Annotated in this window: 18 protein-coding genes and 5 pseudogenes; 10 read left to right on the top strand and 13 right to left on the bottom strand. The window is 60.6% G+C overall.

What is annotated here, in order from left to right; genetic code table 11:
* Positions 1-52: 52 nt before the first annotated feature.
* Positions 53-1,242: pseudogene (locus IVB23_RS27515) on the bottom strand (acetyl-CoA C-acyltransferase).
* A gap of 32 nt (positions 1,243-1,274) precedes the next feature.
* On the opposite strand from IVB23_RS27515, the gene IVB23_RS27510 reads away from it, so the two are divergent.
* Positions 1,275-1,586 carry a hypothetical protein gene (locus IVB23_RS27510; protein ID WP_247800689.1) on the top strand — a complete coding sequence of 104 codons (312 nt, stop codon included), beginning with the start codon at positions 1,275-1,277 and terminating at the stop codon, positions 1,584-1,586.
* Positions 1,587-1,606: 20 nt separating this feature from the next.
* On the opposite strand, the gene IVB23_RS27505 is transcribed toward IVB23_RS27510, so the two are convergent.
* From IVB23_RS27505 to IVB23_RS27465, 9 genes and pseudogenes are all read right to left on the bottom strand, one after another.
* Positions 1,607-3,703: a 3-hydroxyacyl-CoA dehydrogenase NAD-binding domain-containing protein gene (locus IVB23_RS27505; protein WP_247800688.1), complete on the bottom strand. Its 2,097-nt coding sequence runs from the start codon at positions 3,701-3,703 to the stop codon at positions 1,607-1,609.
* 475 nt (positions 3,704-4,178) lie between these two features.
* A complete protein-coding gene (locus IVB23_RS27500) occupies positions 4,179-7,652 on the bottom strand; it encodes an indolepyruvate ferredoxin oxidoreductase family protein (protein ID WP_247800687.1) in 3,474 nt (1,157 codons plus the stop codon).
* A gap of 74 nt (positions 7,653-7,726) precedes the next feature.
* Complete coding sequence (locus IVB23_RS27495; RefSeq protein ID WP_247804973.1) at positions 7,727-8,056, bottom strand: winged helix-turn-helix transcriptional regulator; 330 nt, start codon at positions 8,054-8,056, stop codon at positions 7,727-7,729.
* A 110-nt stretch (positions 8,057-8,166) separates the two neighbouring features.
* A complete protein-coding gene (locus IVB23_RS27490) occupies positions 8,167-9,354 on the bottom strand; it encodes an aminotransferase class V-fold PLP-dependent enzyme (protein ID WP_247800686.1) in 1,188 nt (395 codons plus the stop codon).
* 17 nt (positions 9,355-9,371) lie between these two features.
* A pseudogene (locus IVB23_RS27485) lies at positions 9,372-9,640 on the bottom strand (3-methyl-2-oxobutanoate hydroxymethyltransferase); the annotation flags it as partial.
* A gap of 385 nt (positions 9,641-10,025) precedes the next feature.
* Positions 10,026-11,207: a PLP-dependent aspartate aminotransferase family protein gene (locus IVB23_RS27480; RefSeq protein WP_247800685.1), complete on the bottom strand. Its 1,182-nt coding sequence runs from the start codon at positions 11,205-11,207 to the stop codon at positions 10,026-10,028.
* Between the two features lie 9 nt (positions 11,208-11,216).
* Positions 11,217-11,940 (bottom strand): annotated as a pseudogene (locus tag IVB23_RS27475) (amino acid ABC transporter ATP-binding protein).
* Positions 11,937-12,584 (bottom strand): amino acid ABC transporter permease, encoded by a 648-nt coding sequence (locus IVB23_RS27470; protein ID WP_247800684.1) that lies wholly within the window; start codon positions 12,582-12,584, stop codon positions 11,937-11,939. The pseudogene IVB23_RS27475 and the gene IVB23_RS27470 overlap by 4 nt, the downstream one beginning before the upstream one ends.
* A gap of 18 nt (positions 12,585-12,602) precedes the next feature.
* A complete protein-coding gene (locus IVB23_RS27465; RefSeq protein ID WP_247800683.1) occupies positions 12,603-13,355 on the bottom strand; it encodes a transporter substrate-binding domain-containing protein in 753 nt (250 codons plus the stop codon).
* Between the two features lie 223 nt (positions 13,356-13,578).
* On the opposite strand from IVB23_RS27465, the gene IVB23_RS27460 reads away from it, so the two are divergent.
* From IVB23_RS27460 to IVB23_RS27450, 3 genes are all read left to right on the top strand, one after another.
* Positions 13,579-14,721, top strand: a complete 1,143-nt coding sequence (locus IVB23_RS27460) for a Xaa-Pro peptidase family protein (RefSeq protein WP_247800682.1) — start codon at positions 13,579-13,581, stop codon at positions 14,719-14,721.
* A gap of 3 nt (positions 14,722-14,724) precedes the next feature.
* Positions 14,725-15,525 carry an IclR family transcriptional regulator gene (locus tag IVB23_RS27455; RefSeq protein ID WP_247800681.1) on the top strand — a complete coding sequence of 267 codons (801 nt, stop codon included), beginning with the start codon at positions 14,725-14,727 and terminating at the stop codon, positions 15,523-15,525.
* A 256-nt stretch (positions 15,526-15,781) separates the two neighbouring features.
* Complete coding sequence (locus tag IVB23_RS27450; RefSeq protein WP_346659155.1) at positions 15,782-16,759, top strand: LysR family transcriptional regulator; 978 nt, start codon at positions 15,782-15,784, stop codon at positions 16,757-16,759.
* Here the strand turns inward: IVB23_RS27450 and IVB23_RS27445 are convergent.
* Positions 16,723-16,977 (bottom strand): DUF2274 domain-containing protein, encoded by a 255-nt coding sequence (locus IVB23_RS27445; RefSeq protein ID WP_247800679.1) that lies wholly within the window; start codon positions 16,975-16,977, stop codon positions 16,723-16,725. The two genes, IVB23_RS27450 and IVB23_RS27445, sit on opposite strands and share 37 nt — an antisense overlap.
* Positions 16,974-18,023 (bottom strand): annotated as a pseudogene (locus IVB23_RS27440) (TrbI/VirB10 family protein); the annotation flags it as partial. The gene IVB23_RS27445 and the pseudogene IVB23_RS27440, both read right to left, overlap by 4 nt.
* 289 nt (positions 18,024-18,312) lie before the next feature.
* Between IVB23_RS27440 and IVB23_RS27430 the strand changes: the two are divergent.
* Positions 18,313-18,474 (top strand): annotated as a pseudogene (locus IVB23_RS27430) (IS21 family transposase); the annotation flags it as partial.
* A 4-nt stretch (positions 18,475-18,478) separates the two neighbouring features.
* On the opposite strand, the gene IVB23_RS27425 reads toward IVB23_RS27430, so the two are convergent.
* Positions 18,479-18,820 (bottom strand): hypothetical protein, encoded by a 342-nt coding sequence (locus IVB23_RS27425; protein WP_247805034.1) that lies wholly within the window; start codon positions 18,818-18,820, stop codon positions 18,479-18,481.
* 655 nt (positions 18,821-19,475) lie between these two features.
* On the opposite strand from IVB23_RS27425, the gene IVB23_RS27415 reads away from it, so the two are divergent.
* From IVB23_RS27415 to IVB23_RS27395, 5 genes are all read left to right on the top strand, one after another.
* Entirely contained in the window at positions 19,476-20,141 is a 666-nt protein-coding gene (locus tag IVB23_RS27415) for an outer membrane beta-barrel protein (RefSeq protein ID WP_247800678.1), read from the top strand.
* 50 nt (positions 20,142-20,191) lie between these two features.
* Entirely contained in the window at positions 20,192-21,091 is a 900-nt protein-coding gene (locus IVB23_RS27410) for a hypothetical protein (RefSeq protein ID WP_247800677.1), read from the top strand.
* Between the two features lie 810 nt (positions 21,092-21,901).
* Entirely contained in the window at positions 21,902-23,419 is a 1,518-nt protein-coding gene (locus tag IVB23_RS27405) for a GMC family oxidoreductase (RefSeq protein ID WP_247800676.1), read from the top strand.
* 645 nt (positions 23,420-24,064) lie between these two features.
* Positions 24,065-24,748: an aminotransferase class III-fold pyridoxal phosphate-dependent enzyme gene (locus IVB23_RS27400; protein WP_247800675.1), complete on the top strand. Its 684-nt coding sequence runs from the start codon at positions 24,065-24,067 to the stop codon at positions 24,746-24,748.
* A 29-nt stretch (positions 24,749-24,777) separates the two neighbouring features.
* On the top strand, positions 24,778-25,719 hold the full coding sequence (locus tag IVB23_RS27395) for a sulfotransferase (RefSeq protein WP_247321901.1): 942 nt from the start codon (positions 24,778-24,780) through the stop codon (positions 25,717-25,719).
* Positions 25,720-25,745 lie beyond the last annotated feature (26 nt).

The raw sequence follows: 25,745 nt of genomic DNA, 5'->3' as shown, positions 1-25,745 counted from the left end.
TGGATCCCGGCCGCGCGTGCGCAATTGCGCAACTAGGCCGTGACGATGTGAATTACCGCAAGACCTCGAACAAACCCGCCGCGCCCATGCCGCCACCGACGCACATGGTGACGACCGCGTATTTGGCTTTGCGGCGACGGCCCTCGATCAAGGCGTGCCCGGACAGGCGCGCGCCGGACATGCCGTAGGGATAGCCGATCGAGATCGCGCCGCCGTCGACGTTGATTTTGTCGGGATCGATGCCGAGCTTGTCGCGGCAATACAGCACCTGCACAGCGAAGGCTTCATTCAGCTCCCAGAGATCGATGTCCTCGACCTTGAGGCCGTGGCGCTTGAGCAGGCGCGCCACGGCGAAGGCCGGGCCGATGCCCATCTCGTCCGGCTCGCAGCCGGTGGTGACGAAACCGCAGAAGATGCCGAGCGGCTTCAAGCCGCGCTTGGCCGCTTCCTTGTCGCTCATGATTACGGAAGCGCTAGCGCCGTCTGAAAGCTGGCTAGCATTGCCGGCGGTGGTGGTGAATCCTTCGCCCCGCACAGGCTTGAGCCTGGCGAGTCCTTCGGCGGTGGTCTCGGGACGCGGGCCTTCGTCCTGCGACAGCATCACATCCTTGTAGGAGACTTGGCCGGTGGCCTTATCGGTCACCGCCATCTGCGTCGTGATTGGCGCGAGCTCCTCCTTGAAGTTGCCACCCTGCTGCGCAGCTGCGGTGCGGCGCTGGCTTTCCAGCGAATATTCGTCCTGCCTTTCGCGCGAGATACCGTAGCGCTTGGCCACCACCTCGGCCGTGTCGATCATGGGCATGTAGACGTAGCCCTTCATTTGTAGCAGCGCCGGATCTCGCGCGTGGAACGAATTCATCTTGTCATTCTGCACGAGGCTGATCGACTCGCCGCCGCCGCCGCCGATCGCGGTTCCGACACCGTCGAAGATTACCGAGCGCGCGGCGAGCGCAATTGCTTGAAGCCCTGAGCCGCACTGCCGGTCGATCGTGGTGCCGGCAACGGTCACGGGCAGATCGGCGCGCAGCAGCGCCTTGCGCGCGATGTTGCTGCCACTTGATCCCTGCTGAAGGCCGCCCCCATCACGACGTCCTCGACCTCCTTGGGATCAATCTTGGCGCAGGCAACGGCCTCGCCGATGGCGTGGCCGAGCAGGGTTGCGCCCTCGGTGGCGTTGAGCGCGCCGCGATAGGCCTTGCCGATCGGCGTGCGGGCGGTGGAAACGATGACGGCGTCGACCAAGAACGACCTCCTGATGCGAGTTGGAGTGGATTGTGACGATTTCTGCTGACGGCCCGCCCTCGGCCATTTGCCGCGAGTTCGGTTGGCTGATCGGCTGGTCGGGAAAATCCATGGCGTGCGAGTGCCATAATCAGCGGCAGCTTCCGAAAAGAGGTCGGGCAGCGCCCCCGGACAATGGTGTCGTCGCACCGCACGCCTTCGGGATAAAACTGTTTGGCGAGATGGCTCATTTTCTGCAAGTAGATCAGGTGTCATTCCGGCCGGGACAAAGTATCGAGCCGGAAGCCGTCGAGCTTCACGGCGAAATGGATTCCGCGCCTGGCCCTTCGGGCCATCCGGAATGACGAGCAGAGAGGCGCGGCCATCACGCCGCTTTCGATTCGGCCGCGAGCGAGGCGAAGGTCTTGCCTTCGGCCGCGAGCTTCTTCAGTAGCGGCGCGGGCTCGAGGCTCGGATCGTTGGTCTCCTTGGCATAGAAAGAGAGACGATCGGCGATGTGCTTGAGGCCAACGCTGTCGGCCCAGAACATCGGGCCGCCGCGGTAGATCGGCCAGCCATAGCCGTAGAGCCAGACCACGTCGATATCGGACGGGCGCGCCGCGATGCCCTCTCCCAAAATCTTCGCGCCCTCGTTGATCATCGGATACATCATGCGTTCGAGGATCTCCTCGTCGCTGACGACGCGCTTCTTGCGGCCCAAACGGAGCAGCGTCTCGTCGATCAGCTTCTCGACCTCCGGATCCGGCAGCGCCGAACGCGAGCCGGCTTCGTATTTGTAATAGCCCTTGCCGGTCTTCTGGCCGAAGCGGCCGGCTTCGCAGAGCGCGTCTGCGATCTCCGACTTGATGCCGCGGTCCTTGCGCGAGCGCCAGCCGATGTCGAGGCCGGCGAGGTCGCCCATCGCGAACGGCCCCATCGGCATGCCGAACTTCGTCACGACGGCATCGACCTGCTGCGGAAGCGCGCCTTCGAACAGCAGTTTCTCGGACTGCTTGCCGCGCTGGGCCAGCATGCGGTTGCCGACAAAGCCGTCGCAGACGCCGACCACGGCCGGCACCTTTGCGATCTTGCGCGCGATCGAGACCGCCGTCACAAGGGCATCCGGCGCGGTCTTGTCGGCGCGCACGATCTCGCACAGCTTCATGACGTTGGCGGGCGAGAAGAAGTGCATGCCGAGCACGTCCTGCGGACGCTTGGTCGATTTCGCGATCTCGTCGATCTTCAGGTACGAGGTGTTGGAGGCGAGCACGGCGCCCGGCTTCACGTACTGGTCGAGCTTGCCGAACACTTCCTTCTTCACCGCCATGGTCTCGAACACGGCTTCGATGACGAGGTCGGCATCGCCGACGTTCTCGATGCCGACGACGCCGTTGATCAGCGCCATGCGCTTGGCGGGCGCATCCGCCGGGATTCCGCCGCGCGCCGCGGTCGCTTCCCAGTTCTTCTGCATGATGCCCATGCCGCGCTTGAGCTGCTCCTCGCCGGTCTCGATCAGGGTGACGGGAACGCCGGCATTGGCAAAGGACATCGCGATGCCGCCGCCCATGGTGCCGGCGCCGAGGATGGCGACACGGTTCACGGGCCGCGGCTTGGTGCCTTCGGGAACGCCGGCGATCTTGCTGGCCTCGCGCTCGGCGAAGAAGGCATAACGCTGCGCCTTGGACTGGTCGCTGGCGACGAGCTTCAGGAAGCCCTCGCGCTCCTTCTTCAGACCTTCGTCGAACGGCAGGTCGATGGCGTAGCCGACGGCGTCGGCCGCCGCGAACGGCGCTTCCAGGCCCCGCGACTTCTTGGTCATGGCGGCGACCGCATTGGTGAAGATCGAGCGGTCGGCCTTTGCCGCCGCAATCTTTGAATCGTCGTCACGCAGGCGGCGCAGCGGACGCCTCTCGGCCAGCAGCTTTCGCACGAAGGCTTCGCCGCCCGACGCCGGCCCCTCGATGATCTCCTCGATCAGGCCGTTCTTCAGTGCCTCAGCCGCGCCGATCGGATCGCCACCGACGATCATCTTGACCGCAAGCTCCGGCCCGACCGCGCGCGGCAGACGCTGGGTGCCGCCGGCGCCCGGCAGCAGGCCGAGCTTCACCTCGGGCAGGCCGAGCTTGGCTTCCTTCACCGCAACGCGGAAATGGCAGGCGAGCGCGACCTCGAGCCCGCCGCCGAGGGCGGTGCCGTGGATCGCGGCCACGACCGGCTTCGGCGAGTTCTCGATCTCGGAAAGCACGTCGTTGAGAGCAGGCTGCTTCGGCGGCTTGCCGAATTCGGTGATGTCGGCCCCCGCAATGAAGGTGCGGCCGGCGCAGGTCAGCACGATGCCCTTGATCGCGGGATCGGCGACCGCGGCCTTGATGCACTCCAGAATGCCGCCGCGAACCGCGGCGCTCAACGCATTGACCGGAGGGCTGTCGACCGTGACGATCCCGACTTCGTCATGATGCTCAAGCTTGACCACTTCGCTCACGCTGGGCTCCTGGGTGAAACATAAAATCGCTGCCGCTGCCTGGCATTTCGTTCGGACGTAAGCTGCTCTTCGATTGAGCAGGGCGCGTCCATCCAAACGCGAAGAGTAAGCCAGACGCAGCCAGCTCGGTTACATCCGAGTTCCCACTCGGGTCGTGAGATTATTTCAAATTTTTTCACAATTGTGAAGATGTTTTTCACGCCGATGGCCTTTTTCCGGCTCCGGGCGCGCCTGAATTGCGAGACGTGCAGAAGCTTTGTTCAAGGATGGTTTGCCGCGGTAGCCCTTGATCTTAACGCGACCCGCTCATCGATATTTCTTGTGTGGTCCGAATTGTCGTCCTTTGTGAGCACTCTTGCCGAAGATAACTCATCTAACGGTGCTCCGAAGACTGCGCCAAACAATCTGAAGGGCCTCGGCGCCACGCTTCCAGCTTACCCGCGGGCCGTGGAAAGTTGCCGCCGCCCGCTCCCGCCTATTCGGCGGCCTGCGCCAGCTGCTGGCCAATCGCGCGCCCTAGCCGCGCACATTCGGCGCGGTAGCGGGCGACGTTGCCTTCTTTGATGTGACCATAGCCGCGCACGAGGTCGGCGGCTTTCGCCAGTGCCACCAGCCGCGGCAGGTCTAGTGGCTCCTTGCCGTCAAGGTGACGCCGGATCATCGCCGAATACTCGACCGGCAATGCGCGCTCCATCTTGCGCTCCGCAGTATAGCCGAAGATGTCGAACGCGGTGCCGCGCAGGCCCTTCAGCCCCGCCAGCAGGCCGAACGCCTTGAAGATCCACGGGCCGAATTCGCGCTTCTGCAAACGTCCTGTAAGGGGATCGCGCTGCGCCAGCAGTGGGGGGGCCAGCAAAACCTTCAAGCCGGAATTGCCCTCGAACTGTTCCTTCAGCGCCTTGCTAAACTCACCGTCGGAATAGAGCCGCGCGACCTCGTATTCGTCCTTGTAGGCCATCAGCTTGAACAGGCCCTTGGCAAACGCCTCCGTCAGCTCCTGCGAGCCCGGTGCTGACGCAGTTTCGGCAGCACGGACACACGCGACGTCCTCGAGATAACGCTTGGCGTAAGCCTCGTCCTGATAATCGGTGAGGATTTTGGCGCGCAGCGCGATCGCCTCATCGAGCGTCTTCTGCGCCGGCGCAGCGCCGGCGCTCTTGAAACCTGCGGCGCTGACCACGCGTTGCAGGTCGTGCGCGGCGAGCCGGCCCCAGGAGAATGCAGTCTTGTTCATCTGGATGGCGGCGCCGTTGAGCTCGATCGCCTTCAAGATCGCTTCGTGCGAGAGCGGGATCGCACCGCGCTGGAACGCGAAGCCGAGCATGAAGGCGTTCGTGGCGATGCTGTCGCCCATCAGCGCGGTGGCGAGACCGGTAGCATCGAGGATGTCGAGATCGGCCGGCGTCACCGCGCCCTTGAGCGCATCGCGCATCGAGCTGGCCTCGAAATCGATATCGGGATCGATCACGAAGCTCGCCGTCGGCAGCAGATCGGCGTTGACGACGGCGCGGGTGACGCCGCGCTCGGCGCGGCTCAGCGCCGGCGCGCTGGTCGCGACAACGAGGTCGCAGCCGAGGATCAGATTGGCATTGCCCGGCGCGATGCGGACCGTGGTCAGCATGTCGGACGCGGGGGCGAGCCGGACGTGGCTCATCACTGCGCCGTTCTTCTGCGACAGGCCGGTGAAGTCGAGCGTCGAGCAGGCGAGCCCCTCGACATGCGCGGCCATGCCAAGCAGCGCGCCGATGGTGATGACGCCGGTGCCACCGATGCCGGTGATGAGAATATTGTAGGGGTCAGTTAGCGCGGCCGCAGGCGGCGTCGGCAGGCCGGCGAACAGCGCCTCGGGATCGGAGGCGGTCCGTTCGGCCTTCCGCAGCTTGGGATCCTGCACCATCACGAAGCTCGGACAAAAGCCGTCTATGCAGGAGAAATCCTTGTTGCAGTTCGATTGATCGATGCGGCGCTTGCGGCCGAGCTCGGTCTCCAGCGGCTGCACGGAGACGCAGTTCGACTCCACCGAGCAGTCGCCGCAGCCTTCGCAGACGCGCTCATTGATGAAGACGCGCTTCGCCGGATCGGGAAACAGCCCGCGCTTGCGGCGGCGGCGCTTCTCGGCGGCGCAGGTCTGGTCGTAGATCAGGACGGTGAGGCCCTCGATCTCGCGCAAGATGCGCTGCACGACGTCGAGCTCGCGGCGATGGTGGATGGTGGCGCCGGACGGGAAATAATTTGCCGGATATTTGTCCGGATCGTCGGAGACGATCGCTAGCCGTTTCGTGCCTTCGGCCGCCACCTGATGCGCGATCTGGGACACCGTAAATCCGCCCTCGGCCGGCTGCCCGCCGGTCATCGCCACCGCGTCGTTGTAGAGGATCTTGTAGGTGATGTTGACCCCGGCCGCAGCGGCGGCCCGCAATGCCAAAAGGCCAGAATGCGTGTAGGTGCCGTCGCCGAGATTCTGGAACACATGCTGTTCGCTGGTGAACGGCGCCTGCCCGATCCAGCTCACGCCCTCCGCGCCCATATGCGACATGGTCTGGGTGTTGCGGTTTGGCACCGACAGCGCCATGCCGTGACAGCCGATGCCGGCCATGGCGCGGCTGCCCTCGGGGATCTTGGTCGACGAGTTGTGCGGACAGCCCGAGCAGAAATACGGCGTGCGCTGTAGCTTCGCGGTTCCCCTGCCTTCGGCCGGACGATCGAACGCCTGGAGCTTTGCGAGGCGCTGCTCCAGCAGCGGACTACGATGCCCGAGCTTGCGCAGTCGCGCGACGACCGCCGCGGCGACCATAGTCGGCGTCAGCTCGCCCTCGCTCGGCAGCAACGGCGCGCCGCTCTCGTCACGCTTGCCGACAACGGAGGGACGCCTGGATACGTCCACGTTGTAGAGAATGCGGACGAGTTGATCCTCGACGAAGCCGCGCTTCTCCTCGACGACAAGTACGTCCTGCAGCCCTTCGGCGAAGTTGCGCGCGCCGCGCGCTTCGAGCGGCCAGGTCAGCGCCACCTTGTAGATGCGCAGTCCGAGCGCCTGCGCATCGCCATCTGTGATGCCGAGATCGGCAAGCGCCTGGCGCAGATCGAGGTAGGCCTTTCCGGTCGCCATGATGCCAAGCCGCGCCGGCTTCGAATCCAGCACGATGCGGTCGAACCGGTTGGCGCGGGCGAAGGCCGCGACGGCCTCCATCTTGGGCCCGTGCAGCCTGCGCTCGGCCTCGAGCGGCGGATTGGGCCAGCGTATCGACAGCCCGCCGGGCGGCATCTCGAAATCGTCGGGCATGATGATCTTGATGCGATCGGGATCGCTGACGATAGAGGCCGAACTTTCCACGGTCTCGGAAATCGCCTTGAAGCCGACCCAGCAGCCGGAATAGCGCGACAGCGCAAAGCCGAGCATACCGAGGTCGAGATAATCCTGCAGCGTTGCCGGATTGACCACCGGCATCAGCGCCGCCGCAAATACCTGTTCGCTCTGATGCGCCAGCGTCGAGGACTGGCAACCATGATCGTCACCGGCCAGCGCAATCACGCCGCCGTTCGGCGAGGTGCCGGCTGAGTTGGCATGCTTGAGCGCATCCATCGAGCGATCGACGCCGGGCCCCTTGCCATACCAGATGCCGAACACGCCATCGACCTTGGCGCCCGGAAACATCCCGACCTGCTGGCTGCCCCAAACGGCAGTCGCCGCCAGATCCTCGTTGAGGCCCGGCGCGAATTCGATGTCGTGCTGCTTGAGGAAAGATTTCGCGCGCCACAGCGCGTGATCGTACATGCCGAGCGGCGAGCCGCGATAGCCGGAGATGAAGCCCGCGGTGTTGAGCCCCTGCGCGCGATCACGTTCGCGCTGCAGCATCGGCAACCGGACCAGCGCCTGCGTACCCGAGAGGAAGATTCGTTTCGCGTCCAACAGATACTTGTCGTCCAGTCCAACTTCCATCAACGCCATCAGTCTCAGGCTCCCCGCCGGTTAAGTCGTGCCGGTCCGAACCGGTCTCATTAAAGCGCGAGCACCATCGCGCGCTAGCTCGCATTCGCGCTCAAGCCCGGCAAGCAGGGCTTCGAAGAGCTGTGCCTGCAGTTCGTTGGCTTCACCAATGATGGCAGTGCGAGCGATATCCGACTGGTCGCCGTAGTACGAGCAGCCCACGTCAAAACGCAAGAGATCAGGCGCCGGGAGCGGCCGATCGGTAACCGGTTCAGATCAAGTGTCGCTTGATAGCCCGTGATGTATCCGTCGTCTTCGAGCGCGCGCTGCCGGCGCGCGATCGCGGTGCTGGATAGTCCCATTCGACTTGAGAGTTCGGTCTGACTGATCCGCGCGTTGGTACTAAGTTCGGCAAGGATCGTCATATCGATTTTGTCGGTATCCACGCACGCTCCATGGTGGGGTTTCTAGAGCGAAGAACAATGTGTCCGCCGCGCCCATTTTAGGATGATCGGATGCTGTTCAAACGAGTGCCTCAACCGCTCACGGCCTCGCCAAGATAGGCGATCGCCGCCTCCGTCCCGCCTTTGCCGTACGGAACTTGCAGCGCAGTGAGGCCGACTTCGATAGTGCCGAGCGTGCCCAAGATCATCGGCGCGTTGACATGGCCCATATGGGCGATGCGGAAGGCCCGGCCCTGCAGGTTGCCGATGCCGATGCCGAGCACAAGGCCGCATTTGTCGTTGCAGTAGTGCTGTAGCCTGACAGGGTCATGGCCACTGCCCATTAGCACGGTCGTAACTACGTTGGAGCGCTCGGGCGGCTCGCTAATGTTGAAACCAAGCACGTGCTCCGCGCTCCACACCGTCACCGCACGCCGCACTGCTTCGGCGAGCAGTTGATGGCGTCGGAACGCGTTCTCTAAGCCTTCCTCGAACAGCATGTCGATGGCCTGCCGCAGGGCGAACAACAGGTGCACCGGCGCAGTGCCGGCATAGCGGCGGTAATGCTCGATGCCATCGCGTTCTGTCCAATCCCAATAGGGCGTACGCATGTTCGCGACCTTATGCACCGCCCGTGCGCGATCGTTGACGGCGACGAAGCTGAGCCCTGGTGGAGTCATTAGGCCCTTCTGCGAGCCGGACATCGCGACATCGATACCCCATTTGTCCATTTCGAACGGCATGCAGCCGAGGGAAGCGACGGTATCGACCATAAAGAGAGCGGGATGCCCAGCCGCGCGGATCGCCTTAGCGATTGCCTCGACGTCATTGACCACGCCGGAAGCAGTATCTACCTGTACGACAAGTACGGCCTTGATGGTGTGGCTCTTATCGGCGCTCAAACGAGCCTCGACGTCGCCGGCGCGCACCGCGCGGCACCAATCACCTTTGAGCACCTCGACCTCGGCGCCCATGGCGCGCGCCGCCTTCCCCCAGTTCATCGCAAAGCTGCCGCTCTCCAAAACCAACACCTTGTCGCCGCGCGACAGCACATTTGAGAGCACCGCTTCCCAGGCGCCATGGCCGTTGGCTATATAGATGTAAGACTGGCCTTTGGTCGCGAATAGCTTTGACAGATCTCGTAATAGGCCGTCGGTCAATTCGACCATTTGCCCCGAATAGATATCCAGTGCGGGGCGGTGCATGGCTCGCAGCACCTCGTCGGGTATAGTAGTGGGACCGGGAATAGCCAGGAACTCTCGGCCGGCGCGGACAGTCATGGGGATTCCTTTGCGAGCGCCACGAGCAAGGCAGGTGGCTTTGTACGCGTAACGGCCTCGAGGTGATGGTTCATCATCGCCACACTGACAGGCAACGTATTCTCAACGCCAGGCAGACGTTGCCGACGCTATCGCCGACAAGCATGACATCCACCACAGGATCGGCGATACGGGCCGTAACGGCGTCATACGCGCTCGTCATTACGATATGACGCCCTTCCTCTTTCCAGAGCTGCAGTACTGGAATTGTGACGCGTTCAAGGGACGCCAATGAAATGTGACTCATCTTAGATCCTGATTGCCGAACGACGGCGTTCTTGGAATTCGCGTTTCCTTGGACACCGCGGGAGGCCTTCCTAGTGAGTCATCTTTCCAGAGTCAGAATGAGCGGATTCAGGCAGGCCTGTTTTGCCTCAAGTCGATCAGCAGATCCTTGGTGTCGACCTGCGCAGCGCGGCTCCAGCGATACTACGGTCACATCTGCCTTCCCTTGCATTGTCGAAGGTCGATGCTCGGGCGCATCGGCGCGCGGACAAGCGCATGCGATGCCAAGCTCACCCTGCCGTTCCAACAACACGCATCCTTTCCCGTGCGCGGCTTTCTTCTACGGAGTCAACACCGAGCTTCGAAATGCCCTTTGCGAGCGACCCTTAGGGTGGTTGTGTGTGGCGTTATTGCCTTTGCAAGGTGTTCAGCAGCCCCTCAAGATCTGCCCACAGGTGATCAATGTTTTCCAAGCCGATGCTAATCCGCAGATAGGTTGTTGAGGCGCTTGAAGGCATAACATCGCGATCATTAGCGATGACCATTGGGGCTACAAGGCTCCGCGTCCCGCCCCAGGACGCTCCGATGGCGAATGTCTTCAGACCATCCAAAGCGCGATCGACGGTCTCTGAAGAAACGCCGTCCACTTGGAGACTAAAAACACCGGAACTACCCTTGAAATCACGTTGCCAGATGCTGTGATTGGGGAAACGAGGAAGGCAAGGGTGAAGCACCGGGTAACTCCAACTCTGAGTCAATCGGTGAGCGAATTCCTCTGAGAGTTCGCCAACGTGCCGCAATCGGAGGCTCATCGTCTGCATGCCGCGCAGCGCGAGAGAACATTCGTCGGGCGAAACGCCAACACCGAGTGAACTCAATGTGAGTCGTGTCCGCTGGTAGAGGTCCATATTACGAAAAATAACCACGCCTAGCAAAATGTCGGAATGGCCACCAACATATTTCGTCAATGCTTCTGCAACTATATCAACGCCCAGGTCCAGCGGCTTACACAGAAGTCCGGTCGCCCAGGTGTTGTCACATCCAAGGAGCGCGCCCTTTGCCTTGCACAAGCGGGAAATGGCAGGGATGTCGCAGATCTCCATGGTAGTCGATCCGGGTGACTCGATCCATACGAGCCGCGTGCGTCCGGGCCGAAGTCGCGCCTCGAGGTCTGTGAGCTGAGTAGGATCGAAGAACTCTGTCTCTACACCTAGATCGCCGAGGATCTTGCGCGTGAAGTGCTTTGCGGGCGGATAGACGTTATCCGTTACAAGCAGATGATCGCCGTTTTTGACCACACTTAACATGGCGGCAGAAATTGCAGCCTGACCAGACGGCACAATGATTGCCCGCTCGGCATTGTGAACGGCGGACAGCTGCCGTTCCAGAGTCCGCGTGGTCGGCGTCCCGGAGAGGCCATAGGTGTAACCATCTGGCGCACGAGCAGCCCGGCTGCGATAAGAGGCTGCGTCCGGAAATACAACTGTCGATCCGCGATAGACGGGAACGGCAAGGCTTGCGAAGCCTTCAAGCGGTGTTTCCGGCGGAATGACGCAAAGCGTCTCATCTAAATGGGTGTTCTTGCGCATCTTGCGGGCTCATAGGATTTTTGAGAGGAATTCTTGCGTCCGCTTTTCGCGGGGAGCTCCGAAGATCTGGTCGGGCGGACCAATTTCATGAATCATTCCGGCGTGCATAAAGGCGACTCGATCGGCAATCTCGCGTGCAAAACCCATTTCATGAGTGGCGATCACCATCGTCATGCCATCGCGAGCCAACTTGCGGATAACGTCCAGAACTTCGCGGACCATTTCCGGATCCAGCGCGGAGGTGGGCTCGTCGAACAACATAGCTTGTGGCTTCATGGCAAGCGCCCGCGCAATGGCCACGCGCTGCTTCTGGCCGCCGGACAGCATGCGGGGCATTGCGTCAGCGCGATCAGCAAGTCCCACAAGAGCCATGAGGCTCCGAGCCTGTATTTCAGCCTCTGTTTTGTTGATGCGCTTCAGGCGGATCGGCCCAAGTGAGATATTGTCCAGCGCGGATAGGTGATTAAACAAATTGAAGTGCTGGAACACCATCCCGATGCGTTGCCGCAGCTTGTTAATGTCGGTGTCTGGCGCCATCAGGGGCGTATCTCCGATCAAAATCTCGCCGCTGTTTGCCTTCTCAAGTCCATTGAGGCAGCGCAACAAAGTCGACTTGCCAGATCCTGATGAACCTAGCAGGCATACGACCTCCCCTGTATTCACAGGTGAGATCGATTCCCTTCAGAACCTCAAGCGAACCAAACGATTTGTGAACATCGCGCGCCGAGATCATCGGGGGATCCTCAGCTCAAGCCATGCCGCAAAACGTTCCGCGATGAGATAGATGATCAGGTAGATCGTGCCGACCATCGCGAGTACACGAATTGTGTCGTAGTTTTGGGAATAAATGGTCTCTCCAGCCATGGTGAGCTCCACGATGCCGATGACCGATAGCAGGGATGTGTCCTTCAGCGTAATGCTGAACTGGTTGGCGACGTTGGGCAGCATTACCCAGAACGCTTGCGGCCAAACGATGAGCCGCATTGCCTCCCAATGACCGAAGCCGATGGAACGGCCCGCCTCCATTTGTCCGCGGTCCACCGACTGAACGCCCGAACGGATGATTTCGGCCATGAACGCGCCTGTGAAGAGGATGATCGCAATCGTGCCTGCAACGACGGCGGGCATGCGAACGCCCGTCAAGGCCGGGAGGGCGAAGTAAACGAGCAGGACCTGCACAAGAAGAGGCAGGCCCCGCACGAGCGTGCCATAAATGGCCGCACATGCTTGCAGCATTCGGGAGGACGAAATCTTCATCATCGCCAGGATGAAGCCGATCACAGTGCCGCCGATCATTGAGACGAACGTCACGATGAGGGTGAGAGCCGTGCCATGCAGAAGTGAAGGAAGATATGCCGTCCAAGACTGATCAGACATGTGCGTGCGCCTGTCCGTTTAATCAAGCTGATATTTCTGTTTGATCTTGGCCAGTTCGGCATTGTCCTTCATCTTCGCGATGCCAGCATTGATGACGGCGGTGAGATTGCTTCCTTTCGGGAAAGCGAAGGCGATGCCGGTCGGATCAATAACGTCGCCAACAACCTTGATCTTCGCCTTGTTGCCTCGTGAGCGGAGCTGGTAGGCCACGAGCCCTGAATCGTATATCATGGCATCAACGTCTCCGGTTTTCATGGCGAGCAGTATCTTCGAGGGGTCTTGAAGTACGCGAACAGTGACACCCCATTCTGCGGCATGTTTATTGGCTACGCCGAGGGCTGCAGAACCCTGTTCTGCCGCGATCGTCTTTCCTTTCAGGCCGGCAACATCGGTGATCTTACTGTCCTCTGGCGCGACGAGAACCGCGCCTTGCGTGTAATAGGGATCGGAGAAGTCGACCACCTTCTTCCGCTCTTCCGTAACGAAAATTCCGCTGACGGCCATTTCAATCTGACCAGCCTGCAAGGCCGGAATAAGGGCTGGAAACTTCATCGGTTGATAATTGAGCTTGAGATTTTCCGTCTCAGCCACGCGACGAAGAATGTCGTTGCTGAGCCCGGTATACTCACCGTCCTCCAAAATCGACATCGGCGGCGCGTTTGTTACGACACCGATCGCGATGTCTCGCGGCTTGTCTTCCGCAACAGCTGCCGCCTGCATACCGACCAGCAATGCAACAACGCCTGCCACCAGCAAGCTTCGCTTGTCCATGACCCTCTCCTCCCTATGTTCCTTTAACAGGAACGATATAATTAAAGACGGAACGCGATATGAATGTCAAGCATGAAATTCCTGCAGGAATGCTCTACTTTTGGAGCAAATCTACGCTGGCGTCATTGACAACTAAGAAGCTACGCTCCAATTATCGGTTCACGCATCCATTTATAGGAACACGTCAGTATGTTCGTAACTGCCGCTGACCAAGCGAAACTCGGTGCGCAATGCCGGGATCGCTTTTTTTGCCATCAATACAGATCTGGACTTGCTGGTGACGGATGATCCCGTCCATATCGGCTACCTGTCGGGGTACCGCTCCATTCTTCAGGACAGTGGCGCTTACCCGCAGGCCTTAGTTGTGACGCGGGAAAATATCGCACTGATTACTGGCGCAAGTGATGGTGCAGCTGCTTTGGAAGTCCTGAACGACCCTCGATCGATCTGGCGTTACGGAACGTTCTTCGTGTTCAGCTCTGGTGACATGCCGTCCTATGAGGGAATGCCCGCGGCCACGAAGAGTCCCGCAGAGGCTGTGTCAGCGGCGATAGCGACGATGACGCGCAATGCTAAGAATGTCGGTTGCGATCTTCATCGGCCGGAACTACGCGCGGCGGTTGAGAGCGTCGTCCCGCAAGATCGCCTGCTACCCGCAACCGAGGCGTTTCGGCGCGCTCGCGCTGTCAAGCTCCCCGGCGAATTGGACCTGCTGCGCTATGTCTCCCGTCTTACCGACAATGCTATCGAGGGAGTAGCGGATCTGATACGTCCCGGCGTCAACGAATTGGAAGTTGCCGCGGAGATCACTCGTGTAATCGCCGCTGGTGGTGGCATATGCCGTTTCGTGGTCGTGACCTCAGGGGAACGCTCCTCTCGTGTCGACGCGTACGCCCGAAGCCGGATCATGCAGGACGGTGACCTTGTCCGGCTGGATATCGGCGCGACTGTTAACGGTTACTACTCTGATATGGCGCGGACCTATGCAGTCGGCGATCCTGGTCCCCTTGCCAGAGATCGCTACAGTGCACTTTTGAGTGGCGAGCAAATCGAACTAGGGTTGGTGCGTCCCGGCATCACTGCCGGTGCCATCTTCGAGGCGGCAATGGAGGAAGTGAGATCTGGGGCCTTGCCCAATTATCAGCGTAACCACTGCGGTCACGGGATCGGATTGCGGTCGCATGAATTCCCGTTGATCGGACCAAGTAATGAGACGGTCCTAGAACCTGGTATGGTGCTCTGCGTCGAAACCCCCTATTATGAAATCGGCTGGGGTGGGATGATGGTTGAAGACACCGTGATTGTGACCGATACAGGCTGTGAGCTGCTAACTGAGTCGTCTCGGGAACTCTGCCGGCCCCATTGAAACATGATCATTGAACCAGATCGGACATCATCGGGCACGGGCGACAACCGTATGTCTAAGAGCCAATCTCTCGAACGTGGCCTGGAGATTCTGGAAGCTGTAAACCACGCTGAAAGACCAATCGGAACGCGAGAACTGGCTCGCCTTCTAGAACTCAGCCCTGCCATCGTTCAGAGACTGGTCAACACATTAGCGGAGCGCCACTATCTACAGCGTGACCCTGATACGAAGCGCTACACCATTGGCTATCAGACACTGATCTTCGGTGCATCGCTGATGCGCCGGGACAATCTATTGGTCGAAGCGCGCAAAGAACTCGAGGAAGTCACAAGAAAGCTGCGTGTGGATTCCTATATGGCCACGCTGCAAGGGCGGCAAGCAATATACCTGATGTGCCTGGCCGGCGACGCTCCCGTTTCCGTCCGCGCCGAAGCTGGAGACGTACTTTCCCTGCATTCCACCGCAATCGGAAGGTGCATTCTCTCCTCGTTTCCCGATGAAAAGGTCCTGGAAATTCTGGGACCGGGCCCCCTGCGCCCGATCACCAAGAAGACGATTACAGACCCCCACCTCCTTCTTAATGAAATACACCTGACAAGGGAGCGTGGCTTTGCAGTAGTTCAGAACGAGAATATCGAGGGCATCATTTCGGTTGGTGCATTGATCGAACAGCCAGCGGCCGGGCCGCGCACTGCGATTAGCCTTTCGTTTTCTCCATATTTTTCCAAAGACATTGATATTGAAGAAGCTACAGCGGTCATTACAGCCGCAGCAAGGCGAATAAGCAGAATTGCAGTTTCGTAAGGTGTTGATCTAAAGGCCGGTACGTCTCGGCATAATAGCTTGCGAGTGAGATCCCCATCTTGCGAAGGATTGCATCAGGATGGTCGTGCCCGCTCATTGGTCTGCATCCGGAGTCCTTTACTGCGCGCAAGTGAAGCGGCGAAGCTGAGCATGGGTAGACGCTATGTTGGGAGCCACCAGCTGAAAGTCGTCAAGCGAACTGCGAAAGCATTTGAAAGCTGTCATCGCAGCAGGTCATTCCGAGCGCAGGCGGCGGGTGCCTCCGAAGAGGAGATCATCCCTACCCTATCACTGCGCTCGCCATAGAGTTTCAATCGTGCCCGTGGAATTTCGAGATCTACGCTGGGCAATCGCTGCGTCCCAGCACCGAAGCCTCCGCCAAGCGGCAGAGACGCTCAGGATCAAGCAGTCAACGCTCAGTCGCTGCCTGCGAAGTCTCGAACACACGTTGGGCAGTACGCTCTTCGAGCGCACGAACGGTGGCACACGACCTACCATCGAAGGCCAGGAATTCCTCGATGCCGCCCGGCGCATCGTGGGTGATACGGAAGCTCTAGCGGCTCGCCTCAAGACCCGCTCGCGTGGCGAGAGCGGTGAATTGACCATCGGCATCCAAACCTCTCTCTCAGCCGGGAATCTACGAGCCACCCTCCTCGAGCACCGGCACCGCTTCCCCGATGTCGAAACGCAGCTGGTCGATGGATTGAGCGACCATCTAACCTTGAACCTCGCCAGTTCCGCCATTGATGTCGCCTTCGTGGCCGAGCCCAATCCACGGTGGAGTGACAGGTCATTGTTGCTCTGGAGCGAACGTATCGTCGCCGCTCTCCCCACGAACCATCCGCTGGCACGCCATGACGTGGTTCACTGGGGCGAACTGAGGCGCGAACCGCTTTTGGTGTCACAGCGCGGCCCGGGACCGGAATTGCACAAGCTGCTCATCAGCAAGATGGGAGCTGCTGATTCATGCCCGGTACTTCGCCACGATGTGGGGCTCGACCGGCTTTTCACCTTGGTCGGCGCGGGCTGGGGAATTTTGCTCATCCTGGAAAGTGCGACTGGCATGAGCTACGCGGGTGTAACGTTCCGAGAGGTACAAGATGCAGAGGGGCCCACGCGGGTGAGCTTTCGCGCCTACTGGCGGCAGGACAACAGCAATCCATCGCTCCGCCCGCTTCTCGACCTGCTTCGCGAGCGCTATCCGGATCTCTCGGCTGATCCAGGTGCGGGCTGAGCCGCATTTCGTCGGGCTTTAGCAAAGGCACGGTCGGTTGACATGAAGCGCTCGATCATCGGCGCGATCAGTTTGGCGGGCTCGATTGGAGTCGGGCCACCGTTCCGCGTCAGAATCTCGGCATAGCTTTTGAGATCTCTGAAAACCGCCGCCGGAAGCTCGACGGTGAGCTTAACCGGCTTATCGTTCTCGAGCGGCCTGAGCTTGAGCTTCGTCACAGTTTTCCTCGCTTGCCGTAGGGCGCCAGCACCAGGTCGCGCGTGACCATCACGCGGACCGGGAAACCTGGCCGAATGGTCAGCGTCGGCTGGATGTTGAGCTGGCGTTGCACGATCTGCTGGCCGGTCTGGCTGATACTGTTGGATGCGCCGCTGCGGATCGCTTGAACGAGGTTGTTTTCATTCCGGCTCGTGCCCGCCTCCGCTCCGACGCTGAGCAGGGTGGAGAGGACGGCGGCCTTGAACAGCATGCCCCAGTGATTGTCGACCTCATCCTCGAGCCCGGCATAACCACCAGTGTCGGCACCAGGCTGGCGCTCCAGCACGATCGAGTTGCCGTCCGGCATGATGATGCGAGTCCAGACCAGTAGGATTCGGCTCTGGCCGAACGCGACGGAGCTGTCGTATTGGCCGATCAGCTTCGCACCCTGGGGGATTAGAAGATATTTTCCGGAAGGGCTGTCCCAGACCGCCTCCGTGATCTGAGCAGTGACTTGGCCAGGCAGGTCGGAACGAATGCCCGTGATGAGCGCGGCCGGGATTACGGTGCCGGCCTGCACGACGTAAGGGGAGGCCTTGGCCTCGAGCCGGTCCGGACTGACCGTGCGCTTGTCCGTTGCAGCAGTGAGAAAGGCCATCTTGCGCTCCTGCATGTTCTGGCCAGATCCGGCATCGACGGGTGGTGTCGCCGCCGGCGCCGTAGCGGTCCCGGCGGGAGCATTTGGGATGAGCTGGCCGACGCTCTGCGGTTGCTGAGCAGTTTGGGCGAAGAGGCGGCTGACCCGCGCCGCCTCGATTTCCTGGCCCTTGCGCTGCGTCTCCGGGTCTGACGTCGCTGCCATGGTGTTTGGCGCAGCGCCTGCGTTAAGGATCGGCTTGCCGAGATCGCCAGGCAGCGGCGGGCCGAGCGGCGGCGCTTGACGGGGCAGACCGCTATAATCCTTCGGCAACCCAGCCAAGCCCTCGGCCGAAGGCCGGTTCTGCGTGCTGAACAACTCCTGGCCGGCTTGCTGCTTGTTGCGGGTCTGCAGCGCGTATCCTATGGCGACCGAGCCTACTCCACAGCCCTACGGCATGCCCATCAGCTTACGATCCGGATGCACCACAATGCAGTCACTTAAGAACTGCGATCAACTGAGCCACAAGCTTTTCGCGATCTGCGGCACGCAGCTTATCAAGATTGATTTGCTTCCATCGGACTGCGGGAAGCTCTGCCGCTCCATCAACGCCCAGCAGAGCCCAATCTGGCTTGCGCCGCTTCGGCCGACAACTCTACGGCTTAGGGATGACCTCGTCGTTAACGAGGAAGCCCAATGCCTACCCGAGAGATTGTCGATGCGCCGGATCAAGGAAGTCCTTCAGTTGAAGCATGTTCAAGGCGCACCGGAGCGGGCCTTCGCACGGAGCGTCGGCGTCAGCAACGGCGCCGTGTACGGCTATCTGAGCCGCGCCCGCTCTGCTGGGTCAAGTTGGCCGCTTCCGGAGGGGATGACCGATCCTGCTACTCGACCGTCTCGACGACACGCAGCTTCTCTTCCCAAACCCGCTCAAGCGAGCGCGCCACAAGACGGTTCTCGGGCTCTACGGCGTCATACTGACGCCGAGCGCGCTCGGCCTCATAGCGGGCGCGCTCCACCCGAAGCGCCTGGCGCCCGAGCTGACGGCTCTTCTGCTCCAGTTGGCCCGCCGCCGCGAGTGCGATCTCAATCTGATCCGGCACCAGGGCATCGAGGACCACCGGCTCAACCAGCGGGTCAACCGCCAAAGGTCCGGACTTCCTGGCAAAGTGCACTGCCTTGCTGATCCCGATCTGAACGGCAGCAATAGACCGGATAATCGCCATTCGGACCCGTGTAGCGCATGCTCATGCGCCGTCCGCAACGGCCGCAGATCGCAATTCGTTGTAACAGGGCTGCCCCTTGCGCGGAACGCCAGAGTGTCCCGCCTCATAGCGGCAGACGTTATCTGCCAGTCGCCCCTGGTCGGCCATGAACTCCTCCCAGCTGACATAGCCTGCTGCTGTGATCACGCGGCCCAGATAGCGTTTGCGATCGGTGTTTATATGTCCAGCAATTCAGCTGCGATTTGATCTATCTCAGCTGAACTTTCTTGGACTGCTATTTCACCGCGCGGGTGCAAGAAGATTGAAGCAATCACCGCCTTTTGCAAGAGCGTTGGCTGGAACGGTCGATCGGCGGTGCCGCGTACAGCATGCGTTGTGTTTCACCAAAGACGCACGGCTTGTTTCGATCACAACGGGTCTTGTCGGAAAGATGACATCGCGACCAAAAAACCCGGCAATGTGCATAGCGCGCGCTGGCCCGGATCCTGCACACCACACGCGGCGTAGAAGCGATAACACAACGCACGCCTCGAGCTGCGTTGAAGATCGTCGTTTGTTGAGAGGTGATATGGGATCTGGAGTTCTTTTTTGGGGCGCAGCAGCATTTGCACTCGTCGCATCTGGCGCCGCCCATTCAGCGGATCTCCATCCGGCCATGAAAGTGGCTCTGTGGAGCTGGACTGGAGGATATATCGGCGTGCACGGCGGCGGCGGCCATGGCCGCACTTCCTTCAGTGACCCCTACGGTCCATCAATTTATGGCGACATAGTCAACAACACGCCTGTGTTTCTGGCCGGAGGACAGATCGGCTACAATTGGCAGACGAATGGCTGGGTGTTCGGCGCCGAGTTAGACGCGAGCCATGCTGTCTCCGATGGCACGAACAGCTGCCTTGCCTTCTCAGGCAATGTCGTGATTGCTACCTGCAAGGCAGGTCCAAACGTCTTTGTCTCAGGGACCGCTCGTGTCGGCTACGCGTTTGGCCCGCAGGGCCGCACGCTGGGCTACGTCAAGGCAGGGGTGGCCTGGCAAAACAATCGCGGCGAGATCGCCAACAACGACGAATTCTGGGATGAAAGCTTTGCCGGCTTTCCGCGGCACGTCACGCAATTCGATTACGGCCGTTTCGGTTGGACCGTCGGAGCCGGCATTGAGCAAGCGCTCACGCCTGCTTGGTCCTTGAAATTCGAGTACGATTACATGAGCTTTGATGGGACACGTCTGGCGACACCCCCGACCATGCAGGGTCCGCCATTTGCGATCATCCCCCCAGCACAAGCAGCCTTTCTAGCAGCTATCACGTCGGAAAAATCGGCCTGAATTACCATCTCTGGGGCGATCCCAGCGGTCCAGCGCGGTCAGATGCGGCGTTGTACTCGGATAAAGCGACTGCCAAAGCGAAGCCCGTTGCATATACGGATGATTGGTCGATTGAAGGCGGCTCACGGGCTTGGCTCAGCCGGGGAACATTCCAGTGGGACTTCACCCTCCCACCCCCGATGCCTGGAGAGAGCGCTATTCCTAGCTCAAGGCTCACCTATCAGGGATTAGATGGCGTTTCCGGCGAACTCTTTGCCCGCCTTGATAACCCCTGGGGGATCTTCCTGAAGGGCAATATTGGTGTCGGACGCTTCAAACACAACAACGAAGATTCGAGCATCTACGGCCGCGCGTATAGCAATATGTTATCAAGCCAGGCAAATGGGAGGTTGACGTATTACACGGCCGATGTTGGTTACGATTTTCTCCGCGACGGCACCTACAAATTGGGCGCTTTTCTCGGATGGACTTACTACGGCCAGAAGTCCGATACGGTAGGATGCCTACAGATCGCCTCCCCCACCCTTGCGTGCCTGGCGCCGGGCGATCGGAGGCTCATTGGCAGTCAAGACACTGACTGGAATGCACCTCGCGTCGGTCTCAGCGCCGAGGCCATGCTGCTCGAACGCTGGCGTTTAGGCGCCGACGTTGCCTATTTGCCGTGGACCGATTTCAATGGTCGCGATCATCATCTTCTTGATCCTAAAACTAGAGTCTACTATCAGCGCGGAAACGGCGGTGCGGGCGTTCAGATCGAAACTATGTTATCCTACTTCCTCACCAATAATTTCAGCATCGGCGTTGGTGCGCGGTATTGGGCAATGTGGACCAAAAACGATAGCGACGTCACCAACTGCAGAGGCTGTATACCCGATCAGACCCATGCTCTTGCGAAGTACAGCATGGAGCGATGGGGAACGTTCTTCCAGGCCTCCTACAAGTTGAACTAAAGAGATGCGCCAGGCTCCTGCGGAAGTTAGGGGCTATGCACCCCGTTGGTGAGGGGTACGGATCCAGCTTGCTAGAGGCTGGCAGAGGCCAAGAATAAAGTCCCAATCTCCGGGCCAATCAACGCTGAAAGGTTGCGTCGTTTTATGAAGATGAAGGCAATGCCCAAAAACGAAAATGAAAGGTCTAGATGCCCGCACCGGAAGGCGTATGGGCAGACCGCTAAAATATCTTGATAGGCTGCATCATCAGCGCAGCCTTTATTGGTCTCGCGTGCCTCTCCAGGGTTTGAACCTCACCAGCCTTGTATGGCTTGACATCTGTGCCCCTCTGAATCGGGGTTTGTTTGCTATACCCTTAATTTCGTCTTGCCCTCGAGAGCTATTGTCGCTCACTGGCGAACACATCTCTCGTTCGAACTCAAAAAGGCGGAGCTTTCGTTTCGGCAGTGCAAGAAGGGCCCGTATGATCATGGCGTGCGCTCAACGCCAAGGTAGCCTTCCGCCGATGGGGATATGTCAGCGCGGCTCGTTGCCGCCCGCTTCATCGCCAAGTGCTCTTTGAGGATACCGGCTTGTCTTTCAAAATTCATCGCTCGCCACCTCCGCGGATACTGAACGTATTCAGGCAACAGACCGCTCAAAGCACTTGATCCTTACGGAGCGTCATATTGTAAGAATTTCAAAGTGGGTCGCGACGGTCTGACCGGCCGTACGTTCGATGCGGGCAGTAACAGTTTACGCAGCCGTCCTGCCCATTGATAGACATTTCGCCATGAGTCTTGGCCGATGTCTCTTGCGACAGGTGGGACAATGATGTCCAAGTCCGTTGACGTATGTGTAGTTGGCAGTGGCGCCAGTGGCTCAATCGTCGCCCACGAGATCGCCCGAAAAGGATTCCGGGTGCTCGTCCTCGAAGCAGGCCGGACGCTTCCCGCCGGTGCCTCACTGGCAACGGTTCGAAACGGCGTCGATGATGCCGCCCTGGCGCGCTCTCCTACCGGTACATTGAGGCCGTTGGGTCGACCCTGGACAGTCTCGGCGCTCGGCGGTGGGTTGACATTGTACGCAGGCATCGCATTCCGCTATCGCACCGTCGATTTCGACGCGAGAGCGCATGTCGCCGCGGACGCGCTCGATCCGGTCTGGCCTGTCGATTACGATATACTACGTCCCTACTACGAGGAGCTCGAACAGCGGATCGGGATAGCTAGACTAGCTGGTGCCGATCCGCTCGAGCCCCCCAGCGATCCCGCCGTGCTGCCGCCGCACAGATATAGCTTGCAGGGCGAACTGATCGCGACTGCGGGCGGACGTCTCGGCCGGCTGCCATTTCCCACCCCGCTGGCAATCAATTCTATCCCGTACCGCGGCCACGCGGCTTGTGACCGCTGCGGCCCCTGTAACGAACACCTCTGTCCAAGCGGCGCGCGGGCCGATGCGCGGTCCTCGTTCACTGACGTCTCCCTGCCGCCGGGCGCGCTGTCGATCGCCCCTGGCAGCAAAGCTGTACATATCGCGCTTGGTAGCCTTGGCCGCGCGGACTCCGTGGAATGGCTGGACGTGGTCACTCGGCACCGCGCCCGGGTCCGCGCCCGCTGCGTGGTGCTCGCTGGCAATGCGATTCAATCTGCCGCCTTGTTGCTACGCTCAGCGCAGCGAGCGGCGCCTAACGGCATCGGCAACGCCAGTGGCATGCTCGGGCGCGGCATCTGCTTCAAGGTCAGCGGCTACGTGTCTGGCACCGTCACGATCGACCGCGTGCCTTCGCATCCGCCCGGCGGGCCGTTCTCAACCGTTGCAATGACCGATCATTACCTCGACGCCGAGGCACCCTCCGGGCTAGGCGGACTTATTTACGAAGCTAGTCCGGCACAGCGGGAGGTCCGTGGCCGAAACGTCACGCTGAGAGTGCATTTCCTGGCGGCCGACCAACCTATGCGCAGCAACGCGGTTCGACTAGCTAACAGTTACGATCAGCTAGGCTTGTCCAACATCATTCTCGAATACCGGACTCATCCACTGGACAAACGGCGATTAGGTTATTTGTCCCGGCGCGCGTCGGACCTGCTTGGTGCGGCGGACGTGAAAAAGATCGCTTACGAGGAGTCCATGTATCAGTTCGGTAGCGGTCATCTGCATGGTGGCTGTCGAGCGGGGAATGATCCAAGGGAGTCCGTGGTCGACCGCTGGGGTCGCGTGCACGACATCGACAATCTCTACGTCGCGGACGGCGGGTTCTTCCCGTATCCCGGAGGGGTCAACCCGACCTTCACCATTCAGGCGAATGCGCTGCGGATCGCGCGCAGAATCATCACGCAACTGGCCTGATCGGCTGAGACCGGAGAATTCTTATGTTCAGCACGCCCCATGCCACGTTGGCGGTGACGGATACGCACAAATCGGCACTGCGCCGTGCCTTACGGGTTACCGCGTCAGAGAAATGGGATCTCAATCGGCGTTTTCCCCTCGTGATGAGCCGTGCCTCCGGCGCGCATGTCTGGGATGTCGACGGAAGACGATACGTGGATCTCACCTCCTGTAGTGGAGCTGCACCGCTCGGAGCCGGATATGAACCGGTCGTCGATCATGTCGTCTCAGAGCTGCGCCGCACCGGCGGCATCCTGCCCGGGCCATTGTCCGTGCACCGGATCGAGCTGGCCGAACGGCTCGCGGAGATATTCCCACGAGCGCAACGCTCGTTGTTTTTCCGCACCGGCTCCTGCGCTACGACCGCCGCAATCCGCCTAGCTCGCGTGCACATGGGTACGAATCTGGTGCTTACCAGCGGGTATCACGGTTGGCACGACTGGCACTTGCAGGACCGTCCCGCGATGGGGCTACCCGACCGGGACCGGGGCAGTGTCGACTTCCGCTACGATCTCGACCTATTCGAGAAACTTTCCGGTGAGCAGCGCGTCGCCGCGGTAATCATCACCCGAGGTCAACTTCTTCCCACCCGAATATCACCGGGAATTGCAAAATCTCGTCCACCGGCGCGGCGCCCTGCTTATCCTGGACGAGGTTATGACAGGATTCCGCTACGGCCTCGGCGGCTATCACACCGCGGTCGGGCTTGCACCCGACCTGATCACACTTAGCAAGGGACTGGCCAACGGCATGGCACTTTCGGCGGTCGCAGGGCGAGCGGAGGTGCTCAACGCCGCCGAGAAGACCTACCTGGGCAACACCTATCAACGCGAGATCACCCCATTTGCGGCAGCGCTGAGCACCCTGGACGCCCTGCGCAACGGCGCCGCGCTCGCCCGGATGCGACAGGTTGGCATGCGAATTATCAACGGTCTCAACGGGGTCTTCGCTAGCCAACAGGTGCGGGCTCGCGCGTTCGCATGGCCCACGATGTTCGACGTCGTGTTTGCCAACGCCGATCTTGGTTTCGCGTTCTTCCAGGAGATGTGGTCGCGCGGCTTCCTTATGCAGTACGGTGGCCGTTTCATGCCGTCTGCCGCGCTGTCCGATGCAGACGTGCAGGCCGCGATTGAAGCCGCCGGGCAGGCGTTGCCGGCGGCTCTGGTCCGACTAGAGAGTACTGGCCGCGATACGGACCTGATGGCCGCGGCGGTGCGGTTTGCCGGTGATCACTTCCTCGCAACCGCGGATTCGGTCCGGCGTTGGTTCACCGAGCCGAGCCATCCATGAACACGAGAAGTCGAATAGGGGACACCGCCATGCCCGAGGCCGCCGCGTTCTCCACCTCGCCGGTTCTGCTCGGGGGCGATAACCGGTCCGGCACGACCTTGCTGAGCGTCGTGCTGGATTCGCATCGCGATCTGGTCGTTGGGCCGGAGATCGATTTCCTAGAACCGCCGAACCTCGGCCCGCATGTCCTGGACGCGACCGACTTGCTCGCTGCTAATGACCCACGGGTCACCGGCATTGTCAAAAGCGCAATCGACCCGTTCTGGTATGACGGCGCGCACTTCGTAGTGCAATGCCTGCGGTTCGGCTTGAACTTCGACGACGTGCGTAGACTCGTCACGAACGTGATGAAGGAGTTAGCGAGCGACATCGTTTCGTTCACCGACAGATGCAGTCTGATCAACGAGATTGGTGAGTTCCGCAGAGCGCAAACCGGAGCCAAGCGATGGGGCCTGAAGCTGCAACGCAAGATCGCCCAAATCGACGTCTTCGCTGGTCTGTGGCCAGATGCGCATTTCGTGCACATCGTACGCGATGGTCGCGACCTAGCGGCCTCGCATTTGAGAACCGTACCGGAGTGGGGTTACCGGACCGTAGCTGAAGCCGCGCACGGCTGGCGCGAGATTGTATCTCAGCCGCATCGCCTCGCGCCGCCAGAGCGCTATCTTGAGGTTCGCTATGAAGATCTGGTGACGAGTCCCCGCTCCAGCCTTATGCGAGTTCTGAATCACTTGCACCTGCCCTGGGACGGGGCCGTGCTGCGACACGCCGAATGTGAGCACGCATTGTTCGAACGGCCCTACGGCCACCCGGCGGCCGAGTCCACGGGCAAGCCTTTGCACGCCGGTCGCCTTGGTCGCCACACGCAGGATTTGACGCCCGCGCAGATCGCGGAGTTCGAGGGCATCGCCGGCAGTGAATTGGCCCGATTGGGCTATTTGTCGGCCTCGAGCCTGGTCATCGACGCGTGAATCCCGCTGAGATCTCCACAACAGCT

This window comes from Bradyrhizobium sp. 191, from assembly GCF_023100985.1.
Lineage (GTDB): Bacteria > Pseudomonadota > Alphaproteobacteria > Rhizobiales > Xanthobacteraceae > Bradyrhizobium > Bradyrhizobium diversitatis.
This window is presented reverse-complemented; position numbering and strand designations above follow the sequence as displayed.

Bases quoted from the DNA above. Each gene is read 5' to 3' on its own strand.
- IVB23_RS27470 (WP_247800684.1), bottom strand. From the start codon at position 12,584: ATGTCTGATCAGTCTTGGACGGCATATCTTCCTTCACTTCTGCATGGC.
- IVB23_RS27455 (WP_247800681.1), top strand. From the start codon at position 14,725: ATGATCATTGAACCAGATCGGACATCATCGGGCACGGGCGACAACCGT.
- IVB23_RS27405 (WP_247800676.1), top strand. From the start codon at position 21,902: ATGATGTCCAAGTCCGTTGACGTATGTGTAGTTGGCAGTGGCGCCAGT.
- IVB23_RS27480 (WP_247800685.1), bottom strand. From the start codon at position 11,207: ATGCGCAAGAACACCCATTTAGATGAGACGCTTTGCGTCATTCCGCCG.
- IVB23_RS27465 (WP_247800683.1), bottom strand. From the start codon at position 13,355: ATGGACAAGCGAAGCTTGCTGGTGGCAGGCGTTGTTGCATTGCTGGTC.
- IVB23_RS27490 (WP_247800686.1), bottom strand. From the start codon at position 9,354: ATGACTGTCCGCGCCGGCCGAGAGTTCCTGGCTATTCCCGGTCCCACT.
- IVB23_RS27495 (WP_247804973.1), bottom strand. From the start codon at position 8,056: ATGACGATCCTTGCCGAACTTAGTACCAACGCGCGGATCAGTCAGACC.
- IVB23_RS27395 (WP_247321901.1), top strand. From the start codon at position 24,778: ATGCCCGAGGCCGCCGCGTTCTCCACCTCGCCGGTTCTGCTCGGGGGC.
- IVB23_RS27425 (WP_247805034.1), bottom strand. From the start codon at position 18,820: ATGGCGATTATCCGGTCTATTGCTGCCGTTCAGATCGGGATCAGCAAG.
- IVB23_RS27500 (WP_247800687.1), bottom strand. From the start codon at position 7,652: ATGGCGTTGATGGAAGTTGGACTGGACGACAAGTATCTGTTGGACGCG.
- IVB23_RS27415 (WP_247800678.1), top strand. From the start codon at position 19,476: ATGAAAGTGGCTCTGTGGAGCTGGACTGGAGGATATATCGGCGTGCAC.